The 24869-nt window shown below is 64.4% G+C and carries 24 protein-coding genes; 10 read left to right on the top strand and 14 right to left on the bottom strand.

Annotated features, from left to right (window positions below; genetic code table 11):
- Position 1: 1 nt before the first annotated feature.
- From NKK52_RS20870 to NKK52_RS20855, 4 genes are all read right to left on the bottom strand, one after another.
- A complete protein-coding gene (locus NKK52_RS20870; RefSeq protein WP_023685710.1) occupies positions 2-1075 on the bottom strand; it encodes an ABC transporter ATP-binding protein in 1074 nt (357 codons plus the stop codon).
- Positions 1072-1863: an ABC transporter permease gene (locus tag NKK52_RS20865; protein WP_023672946.1), complete on the bottom strand. Its 792-nt coding sequence runs from the start codon at positions 1861-1863 to the stop codon at positions 1072-1074. The genes NKK52_RS20870 and NKK52_RS20865 overlap by 4 nt, the downstream gene beginning before the upstream one ends.
- Before the next feature lie 186 nt (positions 1864-2049).
- Entirely contained in the window at positions 2050-2892 is an 843-nt protein-coding gene (locus NKK52_RS20860; protein ID WP_023672945.1) for an ABC transporter permease, read from the bottom strand.
- Between the two features lie 94 nt (positions 2893-2986).
- Positions 2987-4051, bottom strand: coding sequence for a polyamine ABC transporter substrate-binding protein (locus NKK52_RS20855; RefSeq protein WP_023685711.1), 1065 nt, complete (start codon positions 4049-4051; stop codon positions 2987-2989).
- A 234-nt stretch (positions 4052-4285) separates the two neighbouring features.
- Here NKK52_RS20855 and NKK52_RS20850 point away from each other — a divergent pair, with 234 nt between their 5' ends.
- The 5 genes from NKK52_RS20850 to ggt are packed head-to-tail and all read left to right on the top strand — an operon-like array spanning position 4286 to position 10839.
- Positions 4286-5224 (top strand): GntR family transcriptional regulator, encoded by a 939-nt coding sequence (locus NKK52_RS20850; protein WP_023685712.1) that lies wholly within the window; start codon positions 4286-4288, stop codon positions 5222-5224.
- Between the two features lie 10 nt (positions 5225-5234).
- Positions 5235-6518 carry a glycosyltransferase gene (locus NKK52_RS20845; protein ID WP_023685713.1) on the top strand — a complete coding sequence of 428 codons (1284 nt, stop codon included), beginning with the start codon at positions 5235-5237 and terminating at the stop codon, positions 6516-6518.
- Between the two features lie 6 nt (positions 6519-6524).
- The gene (locus NKK52_RS20840; RefSeq protein WP_023685714.1) at positions 6525-7907 is read left to right on the top strand and encodes a glutamine synthetase family protein; all 1383 of its coding nucleotides are present in this window, start codon (positions 6525-6527) and stop codon (positions 7905-7907) included.
- A gap of 2 nt (positions 7908-7909) precedes the next feature.
- Positions 7910-9211, top strand: coding sequence for an NAD(P)/FAD-dependent oxidoreductase (locus NKK52_RS20835; protein ID WP_031201307.1), 1302 nt, complete (start codon positions 7910-7912; stop codon positions 9209-9211).
- Between the two features lie 41 nt (positions 9212-9252).
- Positions 9253-10839, top strand: a complete 1587-nt coding sequence (gene ggt, locus NKK52_RS20830; RefSeq protein WP_023685716.1) for a gamma-glutamyltransferase — start codon at positions 9253-9255, stop codon at positions 10837-10839.
- 22 nt (positions 10840-10861) lie between these two features.
- On the opposite strand, the gene NKK52_RS20825 is transcribed toward ggt, so the two are convergent.
- The 5 genes from NKK52_RS20825 to NKK52_RS20805 form a co-directional block, all read right to left on the bottom strand.
- Positions 10862-11026, bottom strand: a complete 165-nt coding sequence (locus tag NKK52_RS20825; RefSeq protein WP_023685717.1) for a hypothetical protein — start codon at positions 11024-11026, stop codon at positions 10862-10864.
- Positions 11023-12078, bottom strand: a complete 1056-nt coding sequence (locus NKK52_RS20820) for an ABC transporter ATP-binding protein (protein ID WP_023685718.1) — start codon at positions 12076-12078, stop codon at positions 11023-11025. The genes NKK52_RS20825 and NKK52_RS20820 overlap by 4 nt, the downstream gene beginning before the upstream one ends.
- 11 nt (positions 12079-12089) lie before the next feature.
- On the bottom strand, positions 12090-12923 hold the full coding sequence (locus tag NKK52_RS20815; RefSeq protein ID WP_352629725.1) for a carbohydrate ABC transporter permease: 834 nt from the start codon (positions 12921-12923) through the stop codon (positions 12090-12092).
- A 10-nt stretch (positions 12924-12933) separates the two neighbouring features.
- Entirely contained in the window at positions 12934-13863 is a 930-nt protein-coding gene (locus tag NKK52_RS20810) for a carbohydrate ABC transporter permease (protein ID WP_156939316.1), read from the bottom strand.
- Between the two features lie 67 nt (positions 13864-13930).
- Positions 13931-15244: an ABC transporter substrate-binding protein gene (locus tag NKK52_RS20805; RefSeq protein ID WP_023685721.1), complete on the bottom strand. Its 1314-nt coding sequence runs from the start codon at positions 15242-15244 to the stop codon at positions 13931-13933.
- 237 nt (positions 15245-15481) lie between these two features.
- Here NKK52_RS20805 and NKK52_RS20800 point away from each other — a divergent pair, with 237 nt between their 5' ends.
- Genes NKK52_RS20800 through NKK52_RS20780 form a run of 5 tightly spaced genes read left to right on the top strand, consistent with a single transcriptional unit; the run spans position 15482 to position 20519 of the window.
- Positions 15482-16159 (top strand): beta/alpha barrel domain-containing protein, encoded by a 678-nt coding sequence (locus tag NKK52_RS20800; protein ID WP_023672934.1) that lies wholly within the window; start codon positions 15482-15484, stop codon positions 16157-16159.
- Positions 16159-17616, top strand: a complete 1458-nt coding sequence (locus NKK52_RS20795) for a xylulokinase (RefSeq protein ID WP_023685722.1) — start codon at positions 16159-16161, stop codon at positions 17614-17616. Before NKK52_RS20800 ends, NKK52_RS20795 begins: the two co-directional genes overlap by 1 nt.
- 14 nt (positions 17617-17630) lie before the next feature.
- Positions 17631-18923, top strand: coding sequence for an iron-containing alcohol dehydrogenase (locus NKK52_RS20790; RefSeq protein WP_084559036.1), 1293 nt, complete (start codon positions 17631-17633; stop codon positions 18921-18923).
- Between the two features lie 7 nt (positions 18924-18930).
- Complete coding sequence (locus tag NKK52_RS20785) at positions 18931-19734, top strand: HAD-IIB family hydrolase (RefSeq protein ID WP_023685724.1); 804 nt, start codon at positions 18931-18933, stop codon at positions 19732-19734.
- Positions 19735-19736: 2 nt separating this feature from the next.
- Positions 19737-20519 carry a DeoR/GlpR family DNA-binding transcription regulator gene (locus NKK52_RS20780; protein WP_023672930.1) on the top strand — a complete coding sequence of 261 codons (783 nt, stop codon included), beginning with the start codon at positions 19737-19739 and terminating at the stop codon, positions 20517-20519.
- Positions 20520-20530: 11 nt separating this feature from the next.
- Here the strand turns inward: NKK52_RS20780 and NKK52_RS20775 are convergent, their stop codons facing one another.
- From NKK52_RS20775 to NKK52_RS20755, 5 genes are read right to left on the bottom strand one after another with little or no spacing between them, the layout of a single operon-like run.
- A complete protein-coding gene (locus NKK52_RS20775) occupies positions 20531-21040 on the bottom strand; it encodes an L-2-amino-thiazoline-4-carboxylic acid hydrolase (RefSeq protein WP_023685726.1) in 510 nt (169 codons plus the stop codon).
- A complete protein-coding gene (locus NKK52_RS20770) occupies positions 21037-21822 on the bottom strand; it encodes an ATP-binding cassette domain-containing protein (protein ID WP_023685727.1) in 786 nt (261 codons plus the stop codon). The genes NKK52_RS20775 and NKK52_RS20770 overlap by 4 nt, the downstream gene beginning before the upstream one ends.
- Positions 21819-22820 (bottom strand): ABC transporter ATP-binding protein, encoded by a 1002-nt coding sequence (locus NKK52_RS20765; protein WP_023685728.1) that lies wholly within the window; start codon positions 22818-22820, stop codon positions 21819-21821. Before NKK52_RS20765 ends, NKK52_RS20770 begins: the two co-directional genes overlap by 4 nt.
- Positions 22817-23647: an ABC transporter permease gene (locus NKK52_RS20760; protein WP_352629718.1), complete on the bottom strand. Its 831-nt coding sequence runs from the start codon at positions 23645-23647 to the stop codon at positions 22817-22819. Before NKK52_RS20760 ends, NKK52_RS20765 begins: the two co-directional genes overlap by 4 nt.
- Entirely contained in the window at positions 23644-24630 is a 987-nt protein-coding gene (locus NKK52_RS20755; protein WP_023682990.1) for an ABC transporter permease, read from the bottom strand. The genes NKK52_RS20760 and NKK52_RS20755 overlap by 4 nt, the downstream gene beginning before the upstream one ends.
- Positions 24631-24869 lie beyond the last annotated feature (239 nt).

Raw genomic sequence — 24869 nt, 5'->3', positions numbered from 1 at the left:
CCTATTCCTGAAAAATTCTGACATCGGCGGCGTCCCAGCCGAGTTCGACCTGATCGCCCGACGAGACCGGCCGGCGGTCGGCGGCATCGGCGGTGACGCGCACCAGAAATGGTTTTGGCGACAGAGGCGTGCGGACATGCAGCTGCAGGTCGAGCCCGTGATAGGCCAGCGCCTCAACCGTGCCGGCGATGCGGTTGGCGGTCTCGGCTGACGGGAACAGCCGGATGCGCTCGGGTCGCACCGAAGCGACAGCGGAAGCGCCGGGTGTGAGCTTGGCGGGAACCTTGCCGGTGATGCGCGCGCCGTTCGCGGCGATCACGCCATCCGCAGACATCTTGCCCGGTACGAAATTCATCACGCCGATGAAGTCGGCGACGAAACGGTCGGTGGGATGCTCGTAGATCACGTGCGGCGTGTCGCATTGCAGCAGCTGGCCGTCCTTGAGCACCGCCATGCGGTCGGCCATGACGAGTGACTCTTCCTGGTCGTGGGTGACGATGACGAAGGTGATGCCGACTTCGTGCTGCAGGCGCTTCAGCTCCATCTGCATGGCGCCGCGCAGTTTCTTGTCCAGCGCGCCCAGCGGTTCGTCGAGCAGCAGCAACCGAGGCCGTTTGACCAGCGCGCGGGCGAGCGCGACGCGCTGCTTCTGGCCACCCGACAATTGCTCAGGCTTACGGTCGGCGAAGGGGACAAGCTCGGTGGTGGCCAGAATGGCCTCGACGCGGGAACGGATTTCAGCTTTCGGCAAGCGCTCCATCTCCAGCCCGTAGGAGACATTGGCGCGCACGCTCATATGCGGGAACAGCGCGTAGGACTGGAACATCAGATTGACCGGCCGCTTGTTGGGCGGGGTCCGGGCGATGTCTTTGCCATCGAGCAGTATGCGGCCGTCGGTTGGCGTCTCGAAGCCGGCCAGCATGCGCATCAGCGTGGTCTTGCCGCAGCCGGAGGGTCCAAGCAGCGCGAAGAACTCGTTTTCGCGGATGTCGAGCGAGATGCCGTCGACGGCGGTGACCCGGCCGAACTTCTTCGAAACGTTATCAATGGCCAGCAGCGTGCGCGGTTCGCTCATTGGCCGATGATCCCACGGTTGAGCCGCTGCGACAGGGTCAGCGCGGTGATGGATACCGCCATGACGATGGTCGCCAGCGCGTTGATCTCCGGCGTGATGCCGAAGCGGATCATGGCGTAGATCTGCATAGGCAGCGTCGTCGAGGCGCGGCCGGCACCGGCGGTGAAGAAGGCGATGATGAACTCGTCGACCGAGAGCGTGAAGGCAAGCAGAGCGCCGGCAATCACTGCCGGCGCGATGACCGGCAATGTCACACGCCGGAAGGTGGTCAGAGCCGAGGCGCCGAGGTCGGCGGAGGCCTCGACGATCGACCAGTCGAAACTCTTTAGCCTTGCGCGCACCACCGAGCAGACGAAGGCGAGGTTGAAGACGACATGGGCGAGGATGATGGTGTGCAGGCCCATGGTCAGGTTTAGCATGGAGAAGAACGACAGCAGAGCGATCGCCAGGACGATGTCGGGGATGATCATCGGTGCGAAGATCAGCGCCTCGAGACCCCTGCCGTATTGCCGGCGCATCTCGATGCCGATGGCCAGCAGCGTGCCGAGCAGCGTGGCGATGGCCGTGGAGACCAACGCCACGATCAGCGTGTTGAGCGCAGCGGAAAGGATGGCGGAATTGCCGGCCAGCGAGGCATACCATTTCAGCGAAAAGCCCGACCATGCCGTCGGCAATCCGCCTTCGTTGAAGGACAGCGCCACCAGCACGGCGATGGGGATGTAGAGGAAGGCGAAGACGAGGGTGAGGATCGTCCGCATGCCGAGCGTACGGGTGAAGGAATGGGTCATCGCCGGCCTCCGACAATTGGAAGGCAAGCGAACGACCAGAGTCCTTCTCCCTGTTCACGGGTAGAAGATACCGGCAGGCAGACGGGGGGCAGCGCTGAGCGTCGCAAAGGTTGACGCCGCCCCTCATCCGCCCCTTCGGGGCACCTTCTCCCGGTGAACGGGGAGAAGGCAAGAATTGCGCAGCGCTCAGCCATCGGCGTCACCCTTTGCCTCAGCCGCACGCCCCGCGGCGCGGTCGGCGGCGAGCGCCTGCGCCATCAGCACCAGAAGCATGATGGCGATCAGCGCCATGGCGAGCGCTGCGCCGAACGGCCAGTCATTGGCAGTCAGGAACTGGTCGTAAACGAGGTTGCCGATCATCTGGAAGCGGCCGCCACCGAGCAGCGCCGGGGTGACGAAATTGCCGATCGACAGCACGAAGACGAAGACAGCACCCGCAGCGATGCCGGGCACGGTCAGCGGCAGGATGACACGTCGGAAAGTGGTGGCAGCGGAGGCGCCGAGATCGCGCGATGCCTCGGCCAGTTCCGGGTTGAGGCGCGACAGCGGCGCGTAGCAGGCGAGGATGACGAAGGGCAGATAGTTGTAGACGAGGCCCGCGATGACCGAGCCTTCGGTATAGAGCATCGAGGGCGGTTCGCCGGTGTAGCCGAACCAGCGCAGCAACTGGGTGATCAGCCCTTCGCGGTTCAGCAGCACGATCCAGGCATAGGTGCGGATCAGATAGTTGGACCAGAACGGCAGCACGGCGAAGAACAGGAAAATTGGCTGCCACCGGCGCGGTGCGGCCGCGATCGCATAGGCTGCGGCATAGCCAATCACCACCGCAATCAAGGTCGCGGTGCCGGCGATACGTGCTGAGTTGAGGAAGATGCCGGCATAGAGCGGGTCGAAGACCAACCCGAAATTTTCCAGCGTCAAAGTGTAGTCGATGCCGCCATAGACGCCGCGCCGGAAGAAGGCGAGCGCCAGCACCAGGGCGCATGGCACCACCATCAGCGCGGTCAGCCAGACCAGCGCCGGGGCCATCAGCAGAGAGGAACGAAGTCGGGTCTGGGACAATTTCTCGGGTACCGCTCAGGGCCGGCGGCAGAAGTGCTGCCGGCCGTGAAGTCTGCGCCGCTTACTGCGCGGCCTTGATCTCGCTGACGATCTTGGAATAGTCGCGCTGGGCTTCGCCGACGTCACGCAACTGCTCGAACTTGACGAGATCGGCCACCGGCATCGCCATGTTGGGGAATTTGGCCAGGAAGTCGGCCGGCAGGCTTTCCATCGCCGGCTTGTTCGGCACCTTGTAGTCGATGTTCTGCGCCGCCCAGGCGTGGTTCTTGGCGTCGAGCATGAAGTTGATGAACTTGAAGGCGTCGTCCTTGTGCTCGGACGCCTTCATCACCACCATCGTGTCGACCCACAGGTCCGAACCTTCTTTAGGGATGACGTATTTGATCTCCGGCTTGTCGGCGATGCCGTAATTGCACCAGCCGTCCCAGGCCTGCACCATCAGCGCCTCGCCGGAAACCAGCTTGGAATAGAAGGTGGTGTCGTCATAGGCGAGCAGGGTCTTCTTGGCGGAGATCAAGAGGTCCTTGACCTCGGCCATCTTGGCCGGGTCGGTCTCGTTGACCGAATAGCCCTTGTCGAGCTGCCCGGCGGCCAGCAGCCAGCGATCGGTCGCCAGCATGGTGGTCTTGCCCTTCATCTCGTCGGAAGGGGCGAGCAGGTCGCTCCAGCTCGTGGGCGCCGTCTTGACAAGGTCAGAGCGGTAGCAGAGGCCCGTCGTGCCCCAGGTGTAAGGCACGGAGAAAGCGTTGCCGACATCGTGCGGCAGCTTGGTCGCTTCGGGATAGAGGTTGGCGAGGTTGGGGATCTTGGCATGGTCGATCGGCTCGGTCAGGCCAAGCTTGTTTAATACTTCGGCGAAGGGCGAGGAGACGAAGACCACGTCATAGCCCTTGCCGCCGGCGGCAATCAGCTTGCCCATGATCTCTTCATTGGTGGCGTGCACCACCACTTCGCCGGCAACGCCGGTGGCGGTCTTGAAAGCGGCCATGGCGTCGGGTGCCATGTACCCATCCCAGTTCGAAATAACGAGGTCGGCTGCGGCGGCCGGCACCGAGAGCGTCAGGGCGAGACCGAGAGCGATTGAGGATGTATTGAGCGCACGGCGCCGCAGGCTGGTAGCGGTCATGGCAGTCTCCCATTCGGTTTGATCGTCGAAATCATTTGCCGGACCAAGGCCGGCGACGCGCGCGCCTGCCTTGATCCTGTTCCCTCGGTCTTTTCTCGCCGATTGTGCCGACAGTACTATTGCAGAAAAAAGTACGTCAATCCATAATCTATCAACGACGGAGGAATTTGGCCGATTGTCCCTGTTCCGGCGATCAGCCAGACCAATGCGCCACATTCGCATTCGAGAAAAGTCATGCAAGCCGTAGCCAGACGACCTCGCACCAACCATCTCGATCTGGCGCAGCGCATCCTGGATGTGGCGCGGCAGCGTGGCTTCGAGCCTGGCGCCCGCCTGCCCGAACAGCAGATCGCCTCGCTGTGCAATGTCTCGCGCACGCCCGTACGCGCCGCACTCGGCCTGCTCGCGGAACGGGGCGTGGTGCGCTGGGAGGCCGACAGCGGTTATCATCTGACGGTCGACCTCGCCGCCCAGCCCGCCATTGCCGCCGAACTACCCAGTGCGGAGGAAGACGAGCTCGCCGAAGCCATCCTGCGCGACCGCTCGGCGCGACGGTTGGACCAGACGGTGACCATCGCGGGGCTGATGCGACGCTACGACGCTGATCGCAAGACGGTACTAAAAGCACTTAACAAACTGACCGACGAGAATCTTCTGGATCGTGCGCCTGGGCAATCCTGGTTGTTTCGCCGCGCGCCGGACGATCCGGAGGCGCAAGGCGAAAGCTACGAGTTCCGCCTGGTGCTGGAGCCGGCGGCCATCCTGACGCCAGGCTTTCGGCTGGACGGGGCGCGGGCAGCAATGTTGCGGCAAGGCATGGAAGCGCTTGCAGCGCTGCCGGACGAGACATTCGACACGCGCGAGTTCCAGCGGCTGGACATGGATTTTCATGGCATGATCGCCGAGGGCTGCGCCAACCGTTTTGTGTCGGATGCATTGGCCGATCATCTCCGCCTGCGCCGGCTGCCGGGCATCTATTCCGGCGTCAACGTGTTTCGGCTGCGGCAATCGTTGCGCGAACACTCGGGCATACTCGACTATCTTGAAAGCCGGCAGTATGAGGTGGCTGCCGATCTGCTTCGCATCCACCTGCGGCTCTCCCGCAGCCAGCGACCGCAAGCAGCCAGCCGCGGAGCTCCCGCACTGTTCGGCATGATCAGCCGGCCGGATTGAAGAGGAATAATTGACGCGTAAAGCCAGCCCGACCATCGCGCTGTTTCCCGAAGCCAGTTTCGGCGCCGCGTTGAATTGCGTCGGTATCGCACAGGCATTGCGCGCACGGGGCGCTCGCCCCGTCTTCATCTGCCATGCCGGCTTCTCCGGCGTCTTTACCGACTATGGCTTCCAGGAATACCATCTGCCGACGGATGAGCCGCTGAGCGACAGCGAGCGGCAGAGCTATTGGCAGGCCTTCGTGCGCCGGCACCTGCCGCATTTCCGGCTGAGCCCGATCGACCAGCTCGAGACCTATGTCGCGCCGACCTGGCAAGCGATCGTCGACACCGCCGTCAACGCCGAGGCGCCGCTGCGCCAATTGCTGGCGCGGCTGAAGCCGGATGTGGTGGTGCTCGACAACGTCATCATGTTCCCGGCGATCGCCGCCGCCGGCTGCCCGTGGGTGCGCGTCGTCTCCTGTGCCGAGACGGAACTGCCGGATGCCGAGGTGCCGCCCTATCTCTCGGGGATGGGTGCCGACGACCCGCAACGTGCGGCGTTCGAAGCGCGCTATCTGGCGGCCTCCGCACCCGCGCATGAGCGCTTCAACCGTTTTCGCGCGGATGCCGGCCTGGCGCCGTTGCCCAAGGGCCTGTTCCTCGAGACATCACCCGACCTCAATCTGCTGCTGACGCCAGCGATCGTACGGCGTGAGCGGGCCGAGCCGCTCGACCCCAAACGCTTCGTCTATCTCGAAGGCTGCGTGCGCTCGGAAGGGCCGTTCGAGGTGCCGGTGTTTCCGCGCAATGGCGGGCCGCTGGTCTATGTCAGCTTCGGCAGTCTCGGCGCGATGGATGTCGGGCTGATCGAACGCATGCTCGCCGTCTTCGACCGGCTGCCGGCGCGCTTCATCGTCAATGCCGGCGGCCTGCGCGACGCCTATCGCGCGGTGCCGGACAATGTCTATCTCGACGCCTGGTTTCCGCAGCCTTCGGTGGTGGCGAAGTCGGACCTGTTCATCCACCATGGCGGCAACAACAGCTTTTGCGAGGCGCTGCGCTTCGGCGTGCCGTCGCTGATCATGCCCTATTGCTGGGACGGTCACGACAATGCGCAACGCGCGGGAGAGACAGGTGTCGGCGACCATATCGGCCGCGACGCCTGGACGGAAGGGGGATTGGAGAGAGCCATTCTCGGCCTGCTGGCCGACGATGCGATGCGCGCCCGCCTCAGGGACAATGCTGCCAAGATGGCGCTGACCCCTGGAACGGATGTGGCCGCGCAAGCCATACTCTCTCTCATAGGTACGTGAACCAAAATGCAGGACAAAAATACCAACACCGCTCTCTTCACCGGCAACGATCCCAAGGCCTGGCTCGCCCAGCACGGCATCACGGAGGTCGAGTGCCTGGTGCCCGACATGAATGGCGTGCTGCGCGGCAAGGCGCTGCCGACGGTGAAATTCCTCAAGGCGCTGGAAGACCGCGCACTCTACCTGCCGAGCAGCGCTTTCCTGGTCAGCATCGATGGCCGCTACTCCGGTTCCATCGACGAAGGCTTTGCCTATCAAGACCCGGATATGCGCATGGTGCCTGATATGTCGACGCTGTGCCTGGCGCCGGGCGGTGGCGTCGGCAAAGCCTATGTCTTCGCCGACGCCTTCCACATGCAAGGCAAGCCCTGGATGGCCTCGCCACGACATGTGCTGCGCGCCGTGCTCGATCTCTACCGGAAGCGCGGTTGGCGCGCGGTGGTGGCGCCGGAAATCGAATTCTATCTGACCGCGCCCAATCCGAATCCCGACCAGCCGCTGACGGCACCGGTTGGCGCCAATGGCCGCGCCGAGGGCTCGCAGCATCCCTATGACATGGTGGCGCTGGAAGAATTCGAGCCGGTGATAAGGCGCGTCTATGATTATGCCGCAGCCGCCGGCCTGCCGCTCGACACGCTGATCCATGAGTCCGGCACCGCGCAGCTGGAGATCAATCTCTTGCACGGCGACGCGGTGCCGCTCGCCGACCAGGTGCTGCTGTTCAAGCGGCTGACTCGCCAGGCGGCGCAGCAGAGCGGCATGCACGCGACCTTCATGGCCAAGCCGATCGCGGCGCAGGCGGGAAGCTCGATGCATCTGCACATGTCTGTCGTCGATGAAACGACAGGCGCCGCGCTGTTTGCCGACAGAGATGATGCAGACACCGAAATGTTCGGCCATTTCATCGGCGGCCTGCAGAGATATGTGCCCGAGATCATGCCGCTGTTCGCACCCAACGTGAACTCGTTCCGCCGCATCCGGCCGAACCACAGCGCACCGGCCAACATCGAATGGTCGCATGACAACCGCTCTTGCGGCCTGCGCGTGCCGGCAGGTGGCCGCGCCGCCCGGCGGGTAGAGAACCGCTTGCCGGGAGCGGATTGCAATCCCTATCTGGCGATCGCCGGTTCGCTGCTTGCCGGCTATCTCGGCGTCGAGCAGAAGCTGGCGCGCTCGGCTGAGGCCTCGGGCAATGCCTACAGGATCAAAAGCACGCTGCCGAAAACGATGGAGGAGGCGCTTGATCGTTTCATTGCTTGCGAGCCGGTGCGGGCATTGCTCGGCGAGGATTTTTTCCAGACCTATCTGCGCGTCAAGAGCGTCGAACTCGACCTGTTCCAGAGCGTGGTGACGAGCTGGGAACGCGACCATTTGCTGCTGAAGGTGTGATCATGGCCTCCGGCTCAACAGGTTTCAATTCGAGCCTCGATATCGGCAATTCCTATTATGTCGCCACCGCCAATCCGGCGCCGGACCATCCGGCGCTGGTGGGAGATGTCGGCGCCGATCTGGTGGTGGTCGGCGGCGGCTGCACCGGCCTGTCGGCCGCCCTTCATGCCGCCGAGCGCGGCCTGAAGGTGGTGCTGCTCGAAGGCGGCAAGATCGGCTGGGGCGCGTCGGGCCGCAATGGCGGCCAGATGATCCCTGGCCTGCGCAAAGGCGCCAAGGGGTTGGTCAAGCTTTACGGCCCCGAGCGGGCGAAGGCGCTGTTCGACCTCGCCTTCGAGGCGCGGGGCCTGGTGCTCGACATCATCGAGCGCCACGCCATCGATTGCGATCTGCGGCTGACCGGCCATCTCGTCGGTGCCGTTAATGGCTCCGACCTCAGGGATCTCGAAGACGAGGCCAAATGCCTCGAGAGCGTGATGAAGTTCCGCGACGTCGAGATCCTGTCGGCGGCGCAGGCACGCGGCAAGGTGGACACGCCCTATCATGGCGCGATGTATGAGCCGCTTGGCGGCCATATGCATCCGCTGAACTACACGCTCGGCCTTGCCCGTGCCGCCGTGGCGGCCGGTGTCGTCATCCATGAAAATTCCGTCGCGGTAAAGCTGGAGCGCGAGCCTTCGATCCGGGTCTCGACGGCGCAGGGGTCGGTAAGGGCCAAACATGTCGTGCTGGCCGGCGACGCGTTGCTGCATGGGCTGGAGCCGCGCGTCAACAGCCGCATCATGCCGGTCGGCAACTACATCGTCGCCACCGAACCGCTGGAGGGCAAACACAATGTCATCCCGGCCAATGTCGCGGTGTCCGACACGCGCTTCGTCGTCAACTACTACCGCATGTCGGCGGACGGTCGGCTGCTGTTCGGCGGCGGCGAGCGCTACACGCCATCGCCGCCGGCCGACATCGCCGGCTTCGTGCGGCCGCACATGGAGGCCACCTTCCCGCAACTGAAGGGCTGCCGCATCGACCATGCCTGGGGCGGGCTGGTGTCGGTGACGACATCGCGGCTGCCGCATGTCGGGCACTATGGCGAGGTCTATTTCGCGCATGGCTATTCCGGCAAGGGCGTCATCCTGTCGACGCTGTCGGGCAAACTGCTCGCCGAAGCGATCACCGGTGATGCCTCACGGCTCGATCTGTTCTCGACGCTGACGCCGATGCCGTTCCCGGGTGGAACCGCGCTACGCGGTCCGCTCTATGTGCTGGGGATGTTGTGGTACGCGATGCGCGACCGCATCAAGCATTGAAGGCTGCGGCCGGCGGGCGCGAAATCATTGGAGGCGATTGCATGCGTGATTTTCAGTTCCCCGGCCGCTCGCCGGTTCGCGCGACAGAAGCGATGGCGGCGACATCGCATCCGCTGGCGACGCTGGCCGCTATCGACATGCTGCGCTCCGGCGGCAATGCCATGGATGCCGCTGTGTGCGCTGCGGCGGTGCAAGGCGTCGTCGAGCCGCAATCGACCGGCATCGGCGGCGACTGTTTTGTGCTCTACTCCCCCAAAGGCGAGGGCGAGGTGCTGGCCTTCAACGGCTCGGGGCGGTCGCCTGCTGCTGCAAATGCCGATTGGTATCTGGAGCGGGGCCATAGCGAACTGCCTGGAACCGGACCGCATGCCGTGACCATACCAGGCGCCATCGATGCATGGTGCCGGCTACTCGAGGACCACGGAAAAAAGGGCATCGACGCCGCGCTGGCGCCAGCCATTCGCTATGCCGAACAAGGCTATGTCGTTCATGATCGCGTCGCCTTCGACTGGGCCGACGAGGTCGCCCTGCTCTCAGCCGATGAACATGCCGCGCGCATATTCCTGCCCGAGGGAAGGGCGCCGCAAGCCGGCGATGTGCATCGGCAGCCGCACTTGGCGGACACCTTGCGCATCATCGCCAACCGAGGCCGTGCAGGGTTTTATGAAGGTGAAGTCGCGGACGATCTGGTGGAACGTCTTCGCGCGCTGGGCGGGCTGCATGCATTGGAGGATTTCGCCGAGACCCAAGGCGACTACGTCACGTCGGTGAATACGTCCTATCGCGGCTACGATATCCATCAGATGCCACCGAACAATCAGGGCATGACGGCGCTGATCATGCTGAATGTGCTTTCGGGCTTCAGCCTTGGTTCGTTGGAGCCGAACAGTGCCCAGCGGCTGCATCTCGAGATCGAAGCCGGCCGGCTTGCCTACCAGGACCGCGATACTTTCATCGGCGACCAGGATTTCGTCCAGGTCCCCGTCGAACAACTGCTGTCGGCAGCTTATGCGGAGCGGCTGCGCGCCGCCATCGATCCGGCCCTCGCCATGACGCATCTGCCGCGGCTTGAGCTGCCGCGCAGCGACACCGTCTATATCTCCGTGGTCGACCGCGACCGCAATGCAGTCAGCTTCATCAACTCGACCTTCGGTTCCTTCGGCAGCGGCGTCGTCGGTCCCAAGACAGGCGTCGTGCTGCAGAACCGCGGCAGCAGTTTTCGCCTCACGGAAGGCCATCCAAATCGTATCGCGCCGCGAAAGCGACCGATGCACACCATCATGCCTGGCATGGCGACGCGAGGGGGTAAGGTGGTGATGCCGTTCGGGGTGATGGGCGGCGGCTACCAGCCGTTCGGCCATGTCCATCTGTTGACCAACATGATCGATTTCGGGATGGACCCGCAGCAGGCACTGGATGCGCCACGGGTGTTCTACAAGGACAATGCCGTGCTGGCCGAGCGCGGGATTCCGGCTGAGGCGATCGCCGGCCTGCGTCAGCGCGGCCATCAGGTTTCGATCGCCGAGGAGCCGCATGGCGGCGGCCAGCTGGTGCTGATCGATTGGGAAAAGGGCACGCTCACCGGTGCCTCCGATCCTCGCAAGGACGGTTGTGCGCTGGGCTACTGATCTGCGTTGCTGGAATGCGCATTCAGAACCAGATCAGCCAGACAAGCTGCAGGATTACCAGTGCAATGGCGTCCCAGAAGATGAGTTCGCCTGTCGAGAACCAGCGCCGCGACCGGTTGAAGCTGTAGAACAGCCACCAGACCAAGGCTGCGGCGGCCAGCGGCACCAAAGCGAGCAGCGTGCTCACGGCAGCCGCGCTCCCGACACAGCATCGAATGTGTGCAGCGCTGCCGGCGGAAAGCGTAGATAAAGCGGCTGGCCGGGATCGAAAGCGCGATCGTCATTCACAGTCCTGACGATCAGCGCGTTGGCCTCGCTATTGGCGAAGATCAGCACGTCCGGCTCGACCGGTTCGACGACGTCGACGGCAAACAGGATGGCGTCGCCGGCAGTCGCGTCGACAAGCTGGATCTGCTCCGGGCGAATGCCGAGCACGATGGGACCATCAGGCTTTCCCGGAAGCGGGCAAGTGAAACCGCTGGCGTGGAAGACGCCGGCGCGGACATCGCCATCGAACGTGTTCATCGCTGGACGGCCGATGAATTCGGCGATGAAGCGATTGGCAGGCCGCCGATAGATCTCGCGCGGGTCGTCGTACTGGATCAGTGCGCCTTCGCGCAACACCGCGACCCTGGTCGCCAGCGTCATCGCCTCTTCCTGGTCGTGGGTGACGAAGACGAAGGTCTTTTTCAGCTCGCGATGCAGACGCTTCAGCTCGGTGCGCATGTGGAGCCGCAACAAGGCGTCGAGATTGGACAGCGGCTCGTCCATCAGACAGAGGCTCGGCTGCCAGACGAGTGCGCGGGCCACAGCCACGCGCTGCGCCTGGCCGCCCGACAATTGCGAAGGGCGGCGGTCGAGGTAACGGGTGATTTCGAGCAGCTCGGCCATGGCGCGGACGCAGCGGTCAAGCTCGGCGGCCGGCATCTTTCGGATGCGCAAGGGATAGGCGATGTTCTCGTAGACGCTCTTATGGCTGTAGAGCGCATAGTTCTGGAACACCATGCCCATGCCGCGCAGGCGCGGCGGCAGGTCGGTGACATCGAGGCCCTCGACCATGATGCGCCCGGCGGTCGGCCGCTCCAGCCCGGCGAGCAGCCGGCAGGCTGTCGTCTTGCCGGAACCGGACGGGCCGAGCAGAACCAGGAATTCGCCGGGCTCGAAAGCAAGATCGAGCGCCTGCAGCGCCACCGTCCCGTCCGGGAAGGCCTTGGTGACGCCGTCGAAAACAATTGCCATACAAGATCCCTTCAACCCTTGACCGCGCCGAAGGTGAGGCCGCGGACGAGCTGTTTTTGGACAAGGAACGTGAAAAGCACGATCGGCAGCGTTGCCACGATCGCGACTGCCGCGACCTGTCCCCAGAGCGTGCCATGCGGCGTCACCAGCCCCGGTATGCCGACGGTCAGCGGCCGCCCGTCGAAAGCGACGAGGATGAAGGCATAGAGGAACTCGTTCCACGACAGGATGAAGCAGAGCACCGCTGTGGCGCCGATGCCGGGTGCGGCCAGCGGCGCGACGACGAAGAAGAATGCGCCGAGCCGCGAGCGGCCGTCCATCATCGCGGCCTCGTCGATCTCCCTGGGGATTTCGGCGAAGAAGCCGCGCATCATCCAGACGACGAGCGACAGGTTGAAGGAGGTGTGGGCGATCACAACGGCGTAGATGGTGTCGATCAGGCCCAGCGAGGTGAAGAACAGGAACAGCGGCACGGCGATTGAGATCGGCGGCGCCATGCGCGTGGTCAGGAAGAAGAAGAACAGGTCTTCCTTGCCGGGAAAATCCGAGCGGGCAAAGCCATAGGCCGCTGGCGCGCCGATGACGATGCAGAGTATGGTCGACGACACCGAGATCAGCACCGAATTGATCGCCAGCGGCCAGTATCCCTTGTCGATGAAGACGGCGGGATAGTTGGCAAGCGTCGGCGAAAAAATCCATTTCGGCACAGAAGACAGAAGATCGACGCGGTTCTTGAACGACGCCAGCACCATCCAGACATAAGGCGTCAGCGCCACCACGACGGCGACGGGCAACACCGCCCAGGCAAAGCTTTTCCAGGCGCGGTTGGTGGACTGATCGATCATCGCAGCGCCCTCAAAACGCCCCCACCTGCTTGCGGCTCGACCAGTAGACGGCCTTGTAGAAGACCGAGCACAGGATCAGCACGACGAGATAGATCATGAAGGCGACCGCGGCGCCGTAGCCGAGGTCCCAGTTACGGAAATTGACGCGGTAGGCGTAGATCGAGACCAGCTCGGTCAGCGTTCCCGGTCCGCCGCCGGTCATCAGGAAAACCTTGTCGAACTCCTTGAAGGCGTCGATGCCGCGCAGCAGCAGCACGAGCGCGATGACCGGCCGCAGCAGCGGCAGCATGACGTCTCGGAAAATCTGGAACGGTTTGGCGCCATCCATCATCGCCGCCTCGAACGGCGCGCGCGGCAGGCTCATCATCCCGGCGAGCATGATCAGGGTGACGAAAGGCGTCCACTGCCAGACATCGATGGCGACGATGGTCGGAAACACCAGGTCGGGTGCCGAAAGCACCGCCGAATTCTGCGCCAGCAGGCCGACCTTGCGCATGTAGAAGGTGAGCATGCCGAAATCGCCCTGCAACAGCAGCCGCCAGATCAGCCCGACGGCGACCGGCGCGATCATCATCGGGATGAGCAGCAGTGTGGTGAGAAGCCGCTGGCTGGCGACGAAGCGGAAGATAAGGAAGGCCAGCGCAAAGCCGAGCAGGAATTCCAGGCCGACGGCGATGATGACGAATTTCAGCGTCAGCAGGAACGATGCCCAGAAGAATGGGTCGTTGCGCATCAGCTTGCGGAAATTGTCGAAACCGACGAAGGCGCCGGCATGGCTGACGTCGGCGAAGCTGAGGTCGGTCAGCGCGGTGTAGACCATGTAGTAGAACGGGCCGACCAGGAAGACGACGACGAGCAGCGTCGCCGGCAGCATCAAGAGCGGCCCCACCCCACGGTCGAGAAGCGGCATTCCGCGCGGCGATGGAGTGCGGTTCGTCACGGGCGTTTCCTGCGGACAAGAACGGCTACCCGCTTGTGCGGGTAGCCTCTGCGCGACATCTCAAGGCCTATCGTGCCGGATAGGTCATGGGTGCGCAAGAACCGAGCAGTGTCGAGATGTCGGTGGCGGCGGTGTCGAGGGCGGCCTGCGCCTCCTTTTCGCCGGCGAGGTAGGATGACAGTTCGCGCACTAGTATGTCGGTCATCTCGGCCGATTGCGGCAGCGTCGCCTTCGGCACCGCATGCTCGTTGGCCTCCATCGAAGCCTTGGCATAGGGCAGCTTCTGCACCTCGGCGGAGGCATAGACATCCGGCCGACCTGAAGCGCCGCCATTGAGATGCTGTTCGAGCTGGCGGTCATAGCCCATCATCCACTGGACGAAGAGGAAGGCGGCCTGCTGGTTCTTCGAATAGACCGGGATGAGATAGGTCCAGCCCTCGACCTGGCCGATCTTCCCGCCGTCGCCTTGCGGCACGAGATCGAAGCCAACCTTGCCGACCACGGTGGAGGCCGTGGTGTCGACCGACACGGCATAGGTTGCGTCGTTCCACATGATCAGCTCGGCGACCTTGGCTTGCTGCATCAGCGCCATGACATCATCCCAGAAATAGTTGAGGCTGTCCGGCGGCGAGAATTGCAGCAGGCTCTTGTAATATTCGAGCGAGGCGACGGCCTTGGGGCTGTTGACGATGACCGGGCCGCAGGCCGAGCCGCTCTTCACGTCGAGCACGTCGCCGCCGAAGGAATAAAGGAAATTGAGCCACTCATACCACAGTGCCTCATGGCGCTTGCCCTGCAGGGCGGTGCCGTAAAAACCCTGGTCGGGGCGATAGAACCATTCGGCGATATCGCGGTATTGCTTCCAGTCCTTGGCGGGAGCGAGGCCGTAGCCATACTTGGCCTTGAAGCCTGCCTGCTCCTTGGGATCGGCGAGCAGGTCCGAGCGATACCACATGAACATGTTGAGCACTGTGAAGGGGAAGCCGTACTCCTTGCCGTCATACCAGGAGATTTCGTGCCAGGCGGTCTGGTAGAGCTGCTTCTCCGGCTCGAAGCTCGGATCGCGCAAAGCCGGGTCGGCCATCATCTTGGCGATTTCGACCAGATGGTTGTTGGTGGCGAACTTGCCGAGTTCGCGATGCGGCTGGATGATGACGTCGTAGCGGCCGCGGTGCGAGTTGAGATCGAGCTGCACCTTGTTGACGGCTTCCGAGTGCTCGTACATCTCGACTTCGACATGGATGCCGGTCTGTTTTTCAAACTCCGGCGCCATCTTCTTCAGCGCTTCGAGCGGCGGCAGCGCCTCGCCGACCATGCGGATGGCCTGGCCGCTATAGGGTTTCGATGCCTCTTTCAGATCCCACGCGTCCGCTTGTGTCACTTGCCACGTCAGGGGCCACACAAATACGACTGCGACGAGCAGTCTGGACGCGGTACGTCTCAGCGGCTTGAGCATTCTTCCCTCTCCCTAGAAGTCGTGCCTGGCGGGCCGGCGCCCGTTTTGTCATAAAATGTGTGGTACTGCAAATCAAAATGTGGCACCTTGCAACAAATGGTTGGGAGGTGTTAACAGACCGGCAGCAAACCGGCTTTCCCGACCAGGCGAGGGACCTTTCGGATGGACTTCATCTTCATGCTGACGCGCAACGATCGCACGGTCGAGGACTGTCTCGACCTGGTCGATTTGATTGAGCCGGTCGGCCTGAAGCATGTCGGCTTCAAGGATATTGGCGTCGCGCCGGATGTGCTGCGCAAGCTCGCTGTCGCCATTGGCCGGACAGGCGCCACCACTTACATGGAAGTTGTCTCGACGACGGCTGAGGCCTGCCTTAATTCCGCGCGCATCGCCAGGGATCTCGGCATCCAGCGCCTGCTCGGTGGTACCCAGGTCGACGAGATCATGGCGTTGCTGGAGGGGAGCGGCACCGAATACTACCCTTTTCCCGGGCGGCCGGTCGGCCATCCGACCAAGCTCGGCGGTTCGGCCGAGGATGTCGAGGCCGACTGCCGGGCCTTCGCCGAGAAGGGTTGTGCGGGATGCGACATCCTCGCCTATCGCGCCACCGAGGCCGACCCGGCCGAACTGGTGCGCGCAGCCCGGCGCGGGCTTGGTCCGTCGCGGCATCTGATCGTCGCCGGCGCTGTGGCATCAGCCGATCGGATCAAGGCAATCAAGCTGGCCGGCGCCAACGCTTTTACCATTGGCACAGCGGTTTTCGATGGCTCCTATTCGCCGACGAAAGGTTCTATCCTCTCGCAACTGCGGGATGTCCTCGCGGATTGCGAGCGTGTCTAATGCCAGTCATCGGCATCGATCTCGGCACACAAAGCCTAAAGGCGATCGTTGTCGATGACGAATTGCGGCTGCGTGGCGAGGCCGCTGTGTTGTACCAGCCGGCCTTCCCGGCGCCCGGCTGGGCCGAACAGAACCCGGCGCTGTGGCTGGCGGCGCTCAAGCCGGCCATTGCCGGCGCGCTCGACAAGGCTGGGCTTGCGCCGTCCGACATCAAGGGTATTGCCATTGCCGGCCAGCTCGACGGCTGCGTCGCGGTCGATCGCAATGGTGAGGCGCTGGCTCCGTGCATCATCTGGATGGACCGGCGGGCGGCAGGAGAGATCGCCGGCATCGACCCGGACTTCATCCGTGAGCGCACCGGTCTCGTTCTGGACGCCACCCATATGGCGGCGAAAATCCGCTGGGCCGCGCGCAACCTGCCCGAAGCGCGCCGAGTGGCGCTCTGGCATCAACCGGTATCATTCGTGGTCGCAGCGTTGTGCGGTCGTGCCGTCATCGATCACGCGCTGGCCTCGACGACCATGCTCTATGGGCTGAAGGAGCACAATTATGCCGGCGATCTGCTGGCGGCCTTCGACATCGATGCAGACAAATTGCCCGGCATCGACGATGCATCTGAGATCGCCGGCGCCTTGACCCACGCCGGCGCCGAGCTCACCGGTCTTCCTGTGGGCACGCCGCTGGCGGTCGGCACCGGCGATGATTTTTCGGCCGCCATAGGCGCCGGGGTTGTAGTGCCCGGTGTCGTCGCCTGCAATCTCGGCACGGCCGAAGTGGTCGGCGCGGTGTCCGGCACGCTTCGCCTCGACCCCGGCGGCCTGGTCGAGACCCATGGCTTTCTCGGCGACGGCTATTTCATCTCCAATCCCGGATGGCTCTCGGGCGGCGCGGTGACGTGGTTTCTAACAACCTTCGGCGTCGATTCGCCGGCGGCGATGTCGGAACTGGCGGCGACGGTGGTTGCCGGCAGCGACGATTTGCTGTTCTTGCCCGCGTTGTCCGGTGCCATGGCGCCGCGCTGGATCGCCGAAGCGCGTGCCGCTTTCTACGGCCTGACATCCTTCCACGGCAAAGCCGCTTGTGCCCGTGCCGTGCTGGAGGGCTGTGCCTTTGCCATGCGCGACGTGGTCGACCGGCTGGACGATCTCGATATCGCGACGGATCGCATCCGGCTCTCAGGCGGTGGCGCGCGCAGCCGGGTATGGGCGCAAATCCGTGCCGATGTCAGCGGCAGGCCGGTCGAGATCGCGGGTGCGGCCGATGCCTCGCCGATCGGTGCGGCAATCCTTGCCGCCGCAGCCATCGGCCTTACCTCCTCAGTGCAGCAGGCGGCTGAAAGGCTGGCCGGCCACATCGAGACGATCGACCCTGATCCTTCCGCCAAGGCCGCCTACGACAGAAGTTACCGCCGGTATCGCACCTTGTTCGATGCCCTGACCCCGCTTCATGCTGACTGACCGGACTGCATCCTATGTCCAGACAAATGCTCGATCGCCTGATTGCCGGCACGCTGCCTGACCCGGATAGCCAGGGAATGCTGTCGGTGCCGCTGAAGACCATCGTCATAGGGCGCGGTCTCGGCGATGAAGCCGATGCGCTGGTCAAGCCGCTGCCGCTCGGCCGCAGGCTCGCCGTTGTCATGGATCCCGACACAAGGCTGGCTCTCGGCGAGAGAGTGTCGATTGCGCTGCGCGGCTCCAGCGATGTCGACAAGATCATCCTGCCGCGCCATCCGCATCCCGACATGGACACCGTGCGATCGGTGATCGCCCGCACGAAAGACGCCAGCGGTCTGGTCGCGGTCGGATCGGGCTCGATCAATGACATCACCAAATATGCCGCCCATCTGACCCAAAAGCCCTATGCGGTGTTCGGCACCGCGCCGTCGATGAACGGCTACACCTCGGTGTCTGCGGCAATCACAGAGGACGGCCTGAAGAAATCGCTGACGGCGAGCCTGCCGGTCGGCGTCTTCCTTGATCTCGATGTCATGGCGCGGGCGCCGCACCGGCTGATCGCTGCCGGCTTCGGCGATTCGATGGCGCGGCCGACCGCGCAGACCGATTGGCTGATGGCGCATCTGTTGCTCGGCACGCCCTACAGGCAGGCGCCGTTCATGCTTCTGGCCGAGGACGAGAAGGCGCTCATCGCCAAGGCCGGCGAACTCGGGACCGGCGACCTTGAGGCGATGGAAGTGCTGGTGCGCACGCTGGTCATGTCCGGTCTCGGCATGACACTGTGCGGCGGCTCTTATCCGGCCAGCCAGGGCGAACATCTGATCGCCCACTATATCGACATGCGGGGCCAGGGATTGCCCGAAGCGCATCACGGCGAGCACATAGCGGTGACGACGTTGACGATGGCGCGGCTGCAGGAACGCGTGCTGGCGCTGCGGGAGCTGCAGCTCGCGCCCTCCGCCGATACGCCAGACCGCTTCATCGAAATCTTCGGCGAAACGCTCGGACGTTCCTGCTGGGCGGCATTCAAGCCCAAGCTGCTGGACCGCGAACGGGCGGACGCTGTCAACACCATGCTGGCCAGGCAGTGGCGCTCGCATCGCGAAAGGCTGCTGCGGGTGGCACGCCCGGCGCGCGAGATCGCGGCAGCACTGCGTGCCGCCGGCGCCCCAACCACGCCGCAAGAGGTCGCCATACCGGCTGGCTTCTACGACGAGGCGGTCGCCAATGCGCGGCTGATCCGCGACAGGTTCACCATGCTCGACGTCGCTGCTGCGTCGCTCGAAACGGTTGCGGCGGGAGCCTGAGCGGGTGCTGCGTCCGCTCACCGACTTCACCGCGCCGGACCGGCGCAACATCGCTGTCGTGCTGACCGACATAGACGACACCTTGACCGACAACGGGCGGTTGCCGGCAAAAGCCTATGCGGCGCTCGAGCGGCTGAAGCAGGCCGGATTCATTGTCGCGCCGGTTACCGGCCGCCCTGCCGGCTGGTGCGACCTGATCGCCCGGCAATGGCCGGTGGACGGCGTGATCGGCGAGAACGGCGCCTTCTATTTCCGCTACGACGACGCCAAAAAGCGGATTGTTCGCCACTACGCCAAGAGCGCTGCCGAACGGCAGGCCGATGCCGCGCGCCTCAAGGAGATCGAGCAAACCGTTCTGCGCGAAGTTCTGGGTGCGGCGGTCGCGGCCGACCAGGCCTATCGCGAGGCCGATCTGGCGATCGATTTTTGCGAGGACGTGGCGCCGCTGCCCAAAACCGAGGTTCTGAAGATCGTCGGCATCTTCCAGCGCTATGGCGCGACGGCGAAAATCTCGTCCATCCACGTCAATGGCTGGTTCGGCAAATACGACAAACTGTCGACAAGCCGGCTATTCTTGCGGGACTGTTTCGGTATAGATATCGACTATGACAAGGACAGCATTGTCTTCGTCGGCGATAGTCCAAACGATGCACCAATGTTCGGCTTCTTCCCCAACAGCGTCGGCGTCGCTAATGTGCTGGACTTCGCCGGCGAGCTTCCGGCGTCTCCCGCCTTCGTCACAAGCGGGCGCGGCGCGAAGGGATTTGCCGAGTTTGGCGACGCGCTGATTGCTGCAAAAGGAATGGAATAGTCATGGACCAAGGCCGACTGACGAAGAAGGAGCGGCACGCGCTTATCCTTTCGGAAGTGCGCCGGTCGGCGTCGATACGCATCTCCAAGCTCGCACGGCGCATCGGCGTCGCCGGCGAGACCATCCGCCGCGATCTCATCGAACTCGGCGATGCCGGGCTGATCAACCGCACCTATGGCGGTGCGACGATCTCGCTGGTGACATCAGAACCGGTGATTTCGGAGCGTGGCCTGACCCTGATCGAGGAGCGCGCCCGCATCGGCCGCGGCGCGGCAAGCCTTGTCGAGAAGGGCCAGATCGTGATGATCGATGGCGGTTCGACCACCTATGAGGTGGCGCGCAACCTTTCGCAGCTGAAGCGCGACCTGACTATCATCACCAATTCCACCGGCGTGGCCTCGGTGGCGGGCGCCAATCCGACCTTTCGGGTGCTGCTCTGCCCCGGGACCTATGATAGCCGGGAAGGCAGCGTGTTGGGCGAAGACACCGTCGAGTTCCTGCGCCGCTACAATGCCGACGTCGCCATTATCGGGGCATCGGGGATAAGCGCCGATGGTCCGAGCGACATGATCTCGGGCGCCGCAGCCGTTAAACGCGCGATGATATCGCGTTCATTGTCGACGGTGCTGGTGGTGACCCACGACAAGTTTGGCCGCAGCAGTCTCGAACGCATCTGCGGGCTCGATGACATTGCCGATATCGTCACCGACAGCGAACCGAAGGCCGACCTGCGCACTGCTGCCGAACAGGCGGGCACGGAGCTGCATGTGTTTGCCGCCGGCTGATCAGCAACTGCCTATCCGGCGGCATCCCGGTTGGTCAGCGCGATGTGGCAGCAGCCGGAGCCGTGGCCCGGCGTCCAGGTGACATTGTCGAAGCGCACGCCCGTTGCCTTGAACAGACCACGGTCGAAAGCGCCGGCGATGCGGCAGAGCGTGGCGAGTTTTTCATCACCGACACCGGCCTCGACCCAGGCGTCCTTCAGCGGACAACGCTTCACCTTGAAAGCGATGTGGTCCGGCCCGCGCTCGACATCCGTCGGATACATCAGGCCGCCATCCGGGCTGACGGCCAAAAATGCCTCGCCGATGGCCGGCGCGTCGTTAGGTCCGAAACGGGCGAAGGCGGCCGCCGCCACCTCCTTGCCGCGCTGCTCGATGGTGCGGATCATGATCGCCTCGGCCTTTTCCGCGCCGAGTTCGCCGGTCAGCTCGTCGAGAAACAGACGGTAGAGATCGGCGCGGTTGCGGAAGGCGGAATCGAGTTCGAGCGACAGTTTTTCGGCTCTGGCTTCTGGTTCGGTCATGGTACCTGCCTGCTACTTTTGTTCAATCTTGGCGCCGCCGCAACCAGCGCCTTGCCGATTGCCGATTGCGGCGCGTCGATTACGTTGCGGGCGTCGCCGCTCTCGGCGATCCGCCCGGCGTCGAGAAGAACGACGCGGTGGGCGATGGCCCGCACCACGCCGAGGTCATGGGAAATAAAGAGATAGGCGATCCGTTCCCTGACCTGCAGGTCGAGCAGCAGCTCGAGGATCTGTCCGCGCACCGAAACGTCGAGCGCCGACACCGCTTCGTCGAGCACGATCAGCGACGGTTTGGTCGCGATGGCTCGGGCGATGGCGACGCGCTGGCGCTGGCCGCCGGAGATTTCGTGAATGGCACGCGAGGCGAGATCGGCTGCCAGCCCGACGCGCTCCAGCAAGGCAGCAATGCGGGCCGGCCTCTCGGCGCGGGAAGCGATGGCATGGATGCGCAAGGGATCGTCAAGCACGCGAGCCACCGTGGCGCGCGGGTTGAACGCGGCGAGCGGATCCTGGAAAACCATTTGCAGGCGCGCGCGCTTGGTGCGCAGGGCCGCACCCTTCAAGAGCAGAAAGTCATCGCCGTCGAACTGGACGGTGCCGGCGTCGGGCTCGATCAACCTAAGCACCAGCCGCGCGATCGTCGACTTGCCGCTGCCGGAGGGCCCGGCCAGCGCCAGCGTCTCGCCGGGTTCGATGGCGAAGGAGACACCGTCGACGGCCGCGATGGCCTTGCCGCCACGACGGTATCGCTTGGTAAGACCGGAGACGGTGAGCAAGTTCATGCCGGCGCCCGTCGTAGCAGCGGATCGGCGTCGAGGCCGAGATGGGCGTCGAGCAGCGTTCGCGTATAGGCATGGCGCGGGGCGTTTATGATTTGCTCCGTCGGGCCGAGTTCGATCAGTTCGGCGTTCCGGAATACAGCGATACGCTCTGCGAGTTCGGCGGCCAGCGCGATGTCGTGGCTGATGAACAGCAGCGTCATGCCGTCCTCCGCCACCAGTTGCCGAATGAGGCTGACGATTTCCGCTTGCACAATGGTGTCCAGCGCGCTGGTCGCCTCGTCGGCGATCAGCAGTTTCGGACCGGCTGCAATGGCCGCGGCAACAGCAACGCGCTGCTTCTGGCCGCCGGAGAGCTGGTGCGGGAAAGCACGCATGGCGGTTTGTGGGTCGGGCAGGCGGACGCGTTCGAGCAGGGTCTTTGCCTTGGCGTAGGCTTGCGGCCAGTCGAGTCCGAGATGGGCGCGGGCGACTTCGGCGATCTGTTTGCCGACGTTCATGACGGGGTCGAGGCTGGCGGAGGGGTCCTGGAAGACGAAACCAATGTCGCGGCCGGGAAGGGGGAGCGTGCTGGGCTCGGTTAATTTGAGAGGTCGGCGTTCCGTCACACCCCCCTCTGTCCTGCCGGACATCTCCCCCGCAAGGGGGGAGATTGCTCTCTCATCTTCGCCTTCGCCAACCACGAACGTTGCAGAAGGGAAGCCGTCGGCAAAGCTGCTGATCTCCCCCCTTGCGGGGGAGATGTCCGGCAGGACAGAGGGGGGTGGGAAGGATCGCGGCGCCTGAAATTGCCACTTGACATGCCCTTCAATCTTGGCGCTCGCCGGCAGCAGTCCAGCCACCGCCAGCGCCAGCGTGCTCTTGCCCGAACCGCTTTCGCCAATGATCGCCAGCCGCTCGCCGGCAATAACATCCAGGCTGACCCCCTTCAGCGCCGTCACCTCGCTGCCATCTCGCCGATAGCGCACTGACAGATCGCGTATCTCAGCCAGTGCGGTCACGACAGGCTCCTCCGCACCGCCGTCGTTTCGACCACGCCTTCGCCGGTGAGATAGACGCCAAGCACGGTCAGCACCAAGGCGATGCCCGGAACGATCGACAGAAAGGGCGCGGTGCGCAGCACAGTGCGGCCCTCGGCGATCATGCCGCCCCAAGTGACGCGATTGGGGTCGCCGAGACCGAGGAAGGACAGCGCTGCCTCGGTGAGGATCGCGGCGGCCACGATCACCGAGGACAAGGCCAGCACCGGCGGCAACGCGTTGGGCAACACCTCGCGAAAAGCGATCTCAAGCGGATGCATGCCGATGACGCGAGCGCCGGCGACGTAATCGCGTTCGCGGATCGACAGCACTTCGGCGCGCGCTACACGCGCCGGTCCGGTCCAGGCGCCAAGCGCTATTGCCGTGACGACGACGCCGAGCGACGGCCCGACGACGCTGACGAAGGCCAGCGCCAGGAGAAAACTCGGCACGGTCTGGAAGGCATCGGTGATGCGCATCAGTCCCTCGTCCACAAGGCCGCCGGCAAAGCCGGCCAGCGTGCCGACGACCGCGCCGATGAAGAGTGCCGCCGCTGCCGCCGCCAGGCCGACCGCCAGCGAGGTGCGGGCGCCGTGGAACAGTTCGGCCAGCACGTCACGGCCGAGCCGGTCGGTGCCGAGCGGCAGCGACCAGTCCTGGAAGGGCGGCAGCAGTGCTGGTCCGGCAATGGCCTGCGGGTCGCCGGGGAAGAGCAGCGACGCAAACAGCGCCATGGCGGACAGAAGCGCCAGGATGATCGCGCCGGCGACCGCTTCCGGCCGGCGCAGGAACCGCGGCAGCGCGCTCACGCGCTGGCCTCGCCGGCGCCGACGCGCGGGTCGAGGAAGGCGTAGGCGATGTCGACGGCAAGGTTGACGGCAATGACGAGGACGGCGCTGGTGAGGATGATGCCGAGCAGCAGCGGCGTGTCGCGCGAAGCGACCGCTTCGTGCGCCAGCCGGCCGAGCCCGGGCACGGCAAAGACGCTTTCGATAACGACGCTGCCGCCCAGCATCTGCGCCGATTGCAGGCCGAGCATGGTGACCAGCGGCAAGAGCGCGTTGCGGGCGACATGGGCGAGCACGATGCGGCGGCGTGACAGCCCCCTGGCGCGGGCGGCGAGCACAAAATCCTGCCGCCACGCCTCGGCCATGCCGGCGCGCATCATGCGCAGATAGAGCGCGAGATAGATGAAGCCGAGCGCGGAAACCGGCAGGACGAGGTGGACGGCGATGTCGGTGGCGCGGTCAAAACCGGTCTTGTCCGAGGCCAGGCTCTCGATGCCGCCGATCGGCAGCCAGCGCAGGTCGACGGCAAAGACGACGATCAGCACCAGGCCAAGCCAGAAACCCGGCACGGCATAAAGCGCCAGCGAGCCGATCGACAGGAAGCAGTCGCGAAAGCTGCCGGGTCTGGCGCCGGCGTAGATGCCGAGCGCCGAGCCCAAACCGAAGGAGAGCGCGGTGGCGGTCACCATCAAGAGCAGTGTCGTCGGCAGGCGTTCCAGGATGACATCGCGAATTGGCCGCGAGAAGGTAACGGACTGGCCGAGGTCGAAATGCAGCAGCGCCCAGAGATAGTTCGCGAGCCGTGTCAGCTCGGACTGGTCGAGGCCCCAGCGATGACGCAGCAATTCGATCATGCCGGCGTCGCCGCCGGTCGAGACGATGTAGGCGTCGACCGCGTCACCGGGGGCGGCTTCCAGGAGGAGGAATGTGCCGATGATGACGATCAGCAGCACGAAGATGCTGCCGACGAGGCGACGGCGCATGAGGGTGAGGGCGCGGGTCATGGGAAAGGCATAGCGCTGCGCCAGTCGGGAGAGGTGCGGTGTCTAGGCACCCCCCTCTGTCCTGCCGGACATCTCCCCCGCAAGGGGGGAGATTGGATGTCGCCTCTGCCTTCGCCAATCTTCGATGCCGAATGTACGCGACAGCGAAGCTGCTGATCTCCCCCCTTGCGGGGGAGATGTCCGGCAGGACAGAGGGGGGTGTGATGAAACGCGGCCCTACGCCATGCCTTCACACCAAT

It is taken from the genome of Mesorhizobium sp. C277A, assembly GCF_040324395.1.
Classification (GTDB): Bacteria; Pseudomonadota; Alphaproteobacteria; order Rhizobiales; family Rhizobiaceae; genus Mesorhizobium.
The sequence above is the reverse complement of the archived record's forward strand: the minus strand, read 5'-3'. Positions and strand labels throughout refer to the sequence as shown.